Below are 7,447 nucleotides of genomic sequence, written 5' to 3' on the forward strand. Positions count from 1 at the left end.
CGACCTCACAATCCATCCTGTCCATCAAAATGATGATCCCAAGCCAAAAAAGGACACAAAAGTCAAAACCGATTGGAGGCTCCGAGATCAACCAAGTTTCCACACACCCTCCGGACAAACCGGACTTGTGCAGGCGCAGCGAACGTGAGTGTGAGAGGTATTCGCGGGCGCAGCATTGCACTTACAGCGATGCAGCAAGTTTCCCCAGACTGATCTTTTGAAGCTCTCTAAATTCGCTAAAAGGAGACTACCTTTGCACGACGATGTATTCGTCCAATTAGGAGAATGGGATGGCAACGACCATAGTGTCGCCAGTTTCTGGCTGCACAGACCCGGACCGGACTGCGAGCTGGTGATCGCGTAGAGTACTCATGAGAGCTGCCTTCGGAGCCTAGCATCGTCAAAAGGCATAAAACCTGGGTCGGTTTGCCCGTTTAAGTTGGGACATTTTCACAGCCCTAACTCTAAAAAACACCAACATTTACTATCATCAATCTTATTAGAAGAATGCGTATCAAGGGAATCGATGGCGAGAAAATCTGGGCTCATATCCATCAACAGAAAAACAGGGGATAAATCAGGGGATACACAAGGTACCGCTCTGAAAAACATTATATTACAGAATCTTATCATGTAAAGTGGTGCCCCCACACGGACTCGAACCGCGGACCTACTGATTACAAATCAGTTGCTCTACCAGCTGAGCTATAGGGGCATTGGCAGTCGATTACTTCGTCCGACAGAGGACTGCAACCCTCATTTTTGACTCGAACTTGGGGATTGCCCGTTTTCCTGAGAAAGTGCAGAAACCGCGGGGTTGTTTCGTTGCAGATTTTCATGCGACGCAAAGACATAGAATGGGATGGACACAGCCCCTGAGGGTAAAAGGACTAAAGATGCAGGTAGTAATCCATGCCGGGGCCGCCTTTGCCGATGAAGGGCAAGTGCTGTCCTCGCTTTCGGCAATCAAGCAGGCCTTGGTGGATTGCCGTGCTGCGATCTTGGGGCCACGCGGCGGGCGTCAGTTTGTCAAGGTTCTGTCTGATGCTCTTGCTCAGGATTTGACTGATTCAGAAACGCAGGACGGGCTGCACGCCCTTCTTCCAGATGATCCAAATGTTGATCGTGTCATCCTCTCGAACGACAAGTTCTTTGGCCCAACACGTTCTGCCCTGCAACATGGACAGATTTACCCTTTTGCCGGGCAGCGGACAGCCTATGCCCAGACCTTGCTGGAGGATGCTCAAGTTGAATTATTCGTCGGTCTGGTGAACCCTGGGATTTTCATACCCAAGGTCCTGATGTCGATCCATGAAGATCACCGGCAGGAGATTCTGACCAGCACCGATCTGAGCTGCCTGAGCTGGTTGAGCATGATCGAAGATCTGCGCGATCTTGCGCCTCAGGTGCAGCTCACTTTGTGGAAGAATGAACACTTGCCACTGATTCTGGGGGATATCATGCGCGCAATGGCGGGCCTGCCCGGTGACGCTCCTCTGGTGGATGAGTATGCGTTGCTGTCGTCGCTTCTGACTGAAACCGGTCAACGGCATGTTCTGGACATCGTGCGGGGCAGCGACGGCCTCGACAAAGATACTCAACGCGAAGACCTTGCGCGGATATTGGAAGACCACGCCCGGCCCGATGAGGTCGAAGAGGAACTTGATCTGCCCGGCTGGAACGCCGACATCGTTGACGCATTTACAGAGCTTTACGAGCAGGATCTGGCAGTCATCCAGACCATGCCAGGTATCCGGGTACTGTAACCTTTCTTTCGCGGCTGCACCCTTACTGATGCCTTTTCGTTTGCCGGATGATCCAGTCCGCAAATGCTTGTACGGCTTCGTTCCTCTGCCCGGTTGGTGTGGCAATGAAATATGCGCTGCCCGAGGTATTCGCCAGTTGCCCGGTCTGGACCAGCGCGCCCGACGCCAACTCGGCCTCGATCAGATAGGACGGCAAAATCGCAGCCCCAAGCCCGGCAACTGCGCCTTCGATCAGCATCGAGAACTGATCAAAGCGCATTCCTGGAAAAACCGTTCTGGCCTCAAGTCTATGGCTGGCATGATATTCGGACCACAGCCCGGGCCGCGAGGTCAGATGCAACAGCGGCAGATCGAACACATGCTGTTCCTCGAAAGTCCGTTGGTCGCCCAACAACACAGGCGCAGCCGCTACAACAAGTTTTTCCGGGAACAGCTTGCGTAGCCGCGCACCGGGCCAGTCTTCGTGCCCAAAGTGAATGGCAAGGTCCATGCGCCGCTCTTCCAGGCTGAACGGCGTCGTGTAGGAATGCAGATCCAGTTCGATCCCCGGATGCAGGTGCTTGAAATCCGGCAGTCTGGGCACCAGCCACCGTGTCGCAAAGGTGGGCAGGACCGCCAAGGTCAGCAACGACGCACCGTCACCGGCCGCGATCGCACGATTGATCGTACCGTTCAGCCGCTCAAGGTCGCCTGCAAGTTCTTCAAACAAAGCGCGACCCGCTTTCGACAAGCGAACCGCACGTCCGACCCGGCGAAACAGCGTCACCCCCAGCGCAACCTCAAGTTCACGAACCTGACGGCTAACCGCGCCCTGCGTCACACCAAGCTCTTCTGCCGCCATGGTATAGCTTTCGTGGCGTGCAGCAGCCTCGAAACTGCGCATGAGGGCAAAAGACGGCAGGGAATTGATTCTGGGCATATCACTCATGAGTTTTAGTCACTGAAACGATACAAAACAGCGTATTTTTTTCAAGTTACTTTGCAGATAGAACCTCAGTCATCTCCAGAGGAAGATTAACAGTGTTCCATCGCGCAAACCGACTAAACGGTATCGAATTGTCCGAAATCGTGCAGATTTCCGAGGCCGCCGCACGCTTGCGTTCGGAAGGGCGCGATGTTCTGGCATTGTCGACCGGTGAGCCTGACCTGCCCACCCCGCCCCATGTGGTCGAAGCAGCCCACGCGGCAGCGCTGGACGGCAAGACGAAGTACCCGCCGACGGCCGGGGTGCCCGATTTGCGCACCGAAGTTGCCCGGCAGGCCAAAGCCGAAGTTGCTCAGGTCATTGTGTCGACCGGTGCCAAACAGGTGATTGCCAATGCCATGCTGGCCAGCCTGAACCCCGGCGACGAGGTCATCATGCCCGCGCCCTACTGGACCAGCTATTCTGACATAGTGCGGATGGCGGGTGGAATGCCCGTCATTCTGCCTTGCCAGATGGATCAGGGATTCAAGCTTCTGCCGGAACAGTTAGAGGCCGCCATTACACCGCGCGCACGCTGGCTGATGCTCAACACGCCGTCGAACCCGTCGGGGGCAATCTACACGCAGGATGAAATTGCCGCCCTCGCATCTGTTCTGTCCCGGCATCCACAGGTTTGGGTTCTTGCGGACGAGATTTATCGCCATCTCAGCTTTACTCCGTTTGTATCAGTGGCCGAGGCGGCCCCTGACCTTGCCGACCGTCTGTTGATCGTCGACGGTGTCGCCAAAGCATGGTCCATGACCGGATGGCGCATAGGCTGGGGGATCGGGCCGGTCGAGCTGATCAAGGCGATGGTGGCCGTTCAGGGGCAGGTTACCTCGGGTGCCTGTTCGATTGCACAATGGGCCTCGCTTGCGGCGCTGACCGGCAGCGCGGGCCTGTTGGAAGAACGCCGCGCCGTATTTGCCGAACGCCGTGATCTGGTGGTTGCAGGGTTGAACGCGGTTCCGGGTTTGCGCTGCGCGGCACCCGACGGGGCGTTTTACGCCTTCCCTTCCTGCGCCGGACTGCTTGAGGATCAGGGTGGGCCTTTCAAAAATGACGCTGACTTCTGCACCTGGTTGTTGGAAGATGCTGGTGTCGCTCTGGTTCCCGGTCGCGCATTCGGGTTGCCCGGACATTTTCGCCTGAGCTTTGCTTATGCCCAAGATACAATTGCAGCGGGGCTTGCACGTCTCAAAGCCGCTGTAGAAAGGAAACTCTCATGAAACCACAATCCCGCCCCCAGCTTGGCCCTTTCACTTGGGATGACCCTTTTCTGCTGGAAGACCAGTTGGCCGAGGATGAACGCATGGTGCGCGATGCGGCCAACGCCTACGCGCAGGACAAACTGCTGCCCCGTGTAACTCAGGCTTTTGCCAATGAAGAAACAGACCCCGAGATTTTTCGCGAGATGGGGCAAATGGGCCTTCTGGGCACGACTATCCCCGAAGAATTCGGCGGCATCGGTGCCAGCTATGTCACTTACGGTCTGGTCGCACGCGAAGTGGAACGCGTCGACAGCGGTTACCGCTCGATGATGTCGGTGCAGTCCAGCCTCGTCATGTACCCGATCTATGCCTACGGAACGGATGAACAGCGCCGGAAATATCTTCCGAAACTGGCCAGCGGTGAGTCTATTGGCTGTTTTGGCCTGACCGAGCCCGATGCAGGTTCGGACCCCGGCGGCATGAAAACCGTCGCGAAAAAGACCGAAGGGGGTTATGTCCTCAACGGCTCAAAGATGTGGATTTCGAACGCGCCCATTGCTGACGTGTTTGTTGTCTGGGCCAAATCAGACGCGCATGACGGCAAGATCAAGGGTTTCGTACTTGAAAAAGGCACACCCGGTCTTTCAGCCCCGAAGATCGAAGGCAAACTGTCGCTGCGTGCCTCGATCACAGGTGAGATCGTGATGAACAATGTCGAGGTCGGGGAAGATGCTCTGTTGCCGGGTGTCGAAGGTCTGAAAGGGCCGTTTGGCTGCCTAAACCGTGCACGATACGGTATCGCCTGGGGATCTATGGGCGCAGCTGAGGCCTGCTGGCACGCCGCACGGCAATATGGTCTGGACCGAAAACAATTCGGTCGCCCTTTAGCGCAAACGCAGCTGTTCCAGCTGAAGCTTGCGAACATGCAGACCGAAATCGCCTTGGGCCTTCAGGCCGCTCTGCGCGTGGGTCGTCTGATGGACGAAGCCCGCGCAGCACCCGAGATGATCAGCCTGATCAAGCGCAACAATTGCGGCAAGGCACTTGAGGTCGCCCGCCACGCACGTGACATGCACGGCGGCAATGGCATCAGCCAGGATTTCCACGTGATCCGCCACATGGTGAATCTGGAAACCGTGAACACCTATGAAGGCACGCATGATGTTCATGCCTTGATCTTGGGTCGCGCGCAAACGGGCCTGCAAGCCTTCGCCTGAGGACGACAAAGATGGATCGCGCAACCATTGTGCATGACAACTTCCTGCGCCGGGTTGCGGCACGGGATTTTCCCGCTGGCGCGACGCCGTCTGGCCCACTGACAGCGCCCGAAGCAGTCGGGCTATATCGCGCGCAATGTCTGAGCCGTGCATTGGACCGCCAAAGCCGGGCAATGCAGAAAGCGGGCCAGGGATTCTATACCATCGGCTCCTCTGGTCACGAGGGGATGGCTGCGGTGGCGGCAGCCCTGCGCCCGACAGACCCTGCTTTTCTGCACTACCGCGACGCCGCGTTTCAGATCGCCCGGTCCGATCAGGTGCCGGGGCAGAGCCCGACATGGGATATTCTGTTGTCCTTCGCTTCATCCTCTGATGATCCGATCAGCGGTGGGCGGCACAAGGTGTTGGGGTCAAAGGCGCTTTGCATCCCGCCGCAGACCTCGACCATTGCCAGCCACCTGCCCAAAGCTGTCGGCGCTGCTTATGCAATCGGGGCAGCCCGCCGTCACAAACCCGAACATGCAGAAATGCCGGACGACGCCATCGTCTACTGTTCCTTTGGTGATGCCTCGGCCAACCATTCCACTGCGCAAGGCGCGTTCAACACCGCGCAGTGGACGTCTTACCAGTCGGTTCCCCTGCCACTGCTGTTCTGCTGCGAGGACAACGGGATCGGAATTTCGACCAAGACACCACAAGGCTGGATTGCCGCGACATTCTCTCATCGACCGGGACTGAGGTATTTCTCGTGCGACGGGCTCGATGTTTTCGAAACCTACCGTGTCGCTCAAGAAGCCGCCGCCTATGTCCGCAGCCGCAAGAAGCCCGCATTTCTGCATATCCGCACGGTGCGCCTGTATGGCCACGCCGGGGCAGATATGCCCACCACCTATATGCCAAAATCCGAGGTCGAAGCCGAAGAGGCGAACGACCCCCTGCTGCACTCCGTCCGTCTGCTGGAACAATCCGGTGCGATGCAACCGGATGACGCGTTGAAGGTGTACACCGACACCTGCGACCGCGTCACCCGCGTCGCCGACAAGGCGATCACCCGCCCTCGCCTGAAAACCGCAGGTGACGTGATGGCCAGCCTGATCCCGCCCGCACGCCCCTGCGCCCCGACCAATGGCCCGTCAGCTGAACATCGGGCTGAGGTATTCGGCGGCGACCTCAAAGCACATGCTGAACCCCAGATCATGTCGCGCCTGATCAACTGGGCCCTGAGCGACCTGATGCTTGAACACGGCGAGATCGTGATGATGGGCGAAGATGTCGGGCGCAAAGGCGGTGTCTATGGCGTGACGCAAAAGCTTCAGGCCCGTTTCGGACCCGACCGGATGATCGACACGCTGCTAGACGAACAGTCGATTCTGGGCCTCGCCATCGGGATGGCCCAAAACGGGTTTACGCCCATGCCGGAAATCCAGTTCCTGGCCTATCTTCACAACGCCGAAGACCAGTTGCGCGGTGAAGCGGCCACCCTGCCCTTCTTCTCGAACGGTCAGTACACCAACCCGATGGTCGTTCGCATCGCCGGGCTGGGGTATCAAAAGGGCTTTGGCGGGCATTTCCACAATGACAACTCGGTCGCGGTTTTGCGCGATATTCCGGGGCTGATCCTGGCCTGCCCATCGAACGGCGCCGACGCTGCACGAATGCTGCGTGAATGCGTGCGGCTGGCCCGGGAAGAACAGCGGTTGGTCGTGTTTCTGGAACCCATCGCGCTCTACCCGATGCGGGACCTGCACGAAGCCGGGGACGCAGGCTGGATGCACACTTACCCCGACCCATCCGAAAGGATCGGTTTCGGCGAGGTCGGCGTGGATGGAGATGGCGACGATCTGGCCATCGTTACCTTTGGCAATGGCGTCTACCTCAGCCATCAGGCGCGCAAATCGCTGGAGGCCGACGGGACAAAAACCCGGATAATTGACATGCGCTGGTTGTCGCCGCTTCCCAAAGACGCGCTGACCCGGGCCGTAAGCGGCGCCAAGCGGATATTGATCGTCGATGAAACCCGGCATCACGGCGGCGTGGCCGAAGCCCTGATGGCCCATTTCCACGAAACCACTGATGTGCCGATGGCTCGTATTACCGCCGAAGACAGCTTTATTGCCACCGGCCCGGCCTATGCCGCGACCATGCCATCGAAAGACAGCATCGAGGCCGCAGCAAGATCCCTTATGGAGACGGGCAAATGAGGTCTGCGAAACAAACCGCTGTTGTCATCTGTCCGGGGCGCGGAACCTATAACAAACCCGAATTGGGTGTTCTGGGTCGGCATTTTAC

5 protein-coding genes and 1 tRNA gene are annotated in these 7,447 nt (G+C 57.8%); 4 read left to right on the forward strand and 2 right to left on the reverse strand.

Going from position 1 to position 7,447, the window contains the following annotated elements; all coding sequences use genetic code 11:
- Positions 1–639: 639 nt before the first annotated feature.
- Positions 640–715: transfer RNA gene (locus tag AC2FLZ_RS21365), tRNA-Thr, on the reverse strand.
- 181 nt (positions 716–896) lie between these two features.
- On the opposite strand from AC2FLZ_RS21365, the gene AC2FLZ_RS21370 reads away from it, so the two are divergent.
- Positions 897–1,766, forward strand: coding sequence for a hypothetical protein (locus AC2FLZ_RS21370; protein ID WP_480521031.1), 870 nt, complete (start codon positions 897–899; stop codon positions 1,764–1,766).
- 22 nt (positions 1,767–1,788) lie between these two features.
- Here AC2FLZ_RS21370 and AC2FLZ_RS21375 read toward each other — a convergent pair whose 3' ends face one another.
- Positions 1,789–2,685 carry a LysR family transcriptional regulator gene (locus AC2FLZ_RS21375; RefSeq protein WP_480496309.1) on the reverse strand — a complete coding sequence of 299 codons (897 nt, stop codon included), beginning with the start codon at positions 2,683–2,685 and terminating at the stop codon, positions 1,789–1,791.
- A 101-nt stretch (positions 2,686–2,786) separates the two neighbouring features.
- Here AC2FLZ_RS21375 and AC2FLZ_RS21380 point away from each other — a divergent pair, with 101 nt between their 5' ends.
- From AC2FLZ_RS21380 to AC2FLZ_RS21390, 3 genes are read left to right on the forward strand one after another with little or no spacing between them, the layout of a single operon-like run.
- On the forward strand, positions 2,787–3,959 hold the full coding sequence (locus tag AC2FLZ_RS21380) for a pyridoxal phosphate-dependent aminotransferase (protein WP_496882747.1): 1,173 nt from the start codon (positions 2,787–2,789) through the stop codon (positions 3,957–3,959).
- Positions 3,956–5,158, forward strand: a complete 1,203-nt coding sequence (locus tag AC2FLZ_RS21385; protein WP_480521025.1) for an acyl-CoA dehydrogenase — start codon at positions 3,956–3,958, stop codon at positions 5,156–5,158. The genes AC2FLZ_RS21380 and AC2FLZ_RS21385 overlap by 4 nt, the downstream gene beginning before the upstream one ends.
- An 11-nt stretch (positions 5,159–5,169) precedes the next feature.
- Positions 5,170–7,359 carry a dehydrogenase E1 component subunit alpha/beta gene (locus tag AC2FLZ_RS21390; protein ID WP_496809078.1) on the forward strand — a complete coding sequence of 730 codons (2,190 nt, stop codon included), beginning with the start codon at positions 5,170–5,172 and terminating at the stop codon, positions 7,357–7,359.
- Positions 7,360–7,447: the final 88 nt, after the last annotated feature.

The organism is Ruegeria sp. YKSF131 (genome assembly GCF_059612645.1).

What these genes read in the sequence shown, in the direction of transcription:
- AC2FLZ_RS21370 (WP_480521031.1), top strand. Translation starts at nt 897, where the DNA reads ATGCAGGTAGTAATCCATGCCGGGGCCGCCTTTGCCGATGAAGGGCAA.
- AC2FLZ_RS21375 (WP_480496309.1), bottom strand. Translation starts at nt 2,685, where the DNA reads ATGCCCAGAATCAATTCCCTGCCGTCTTTTGCCCTCATGCGCAGTTTC.
- AC2FLZ_RS21385 (WP_480521025.1), top strand. Translation starts at nt 3,956, where the DNA reads ATGAAACCACAATCCCGCCCCCAGCTTGGCCCTTTCACTTGGGATGAC.
- AC2FLZ_RS21390 (WP_496809078.1), top strand. Translation starts at nt 5,170, where the DNA reads ATGGATCGCGCAACCATTGTGCATGACAACTTCCTGCGCCGGGTTGCG.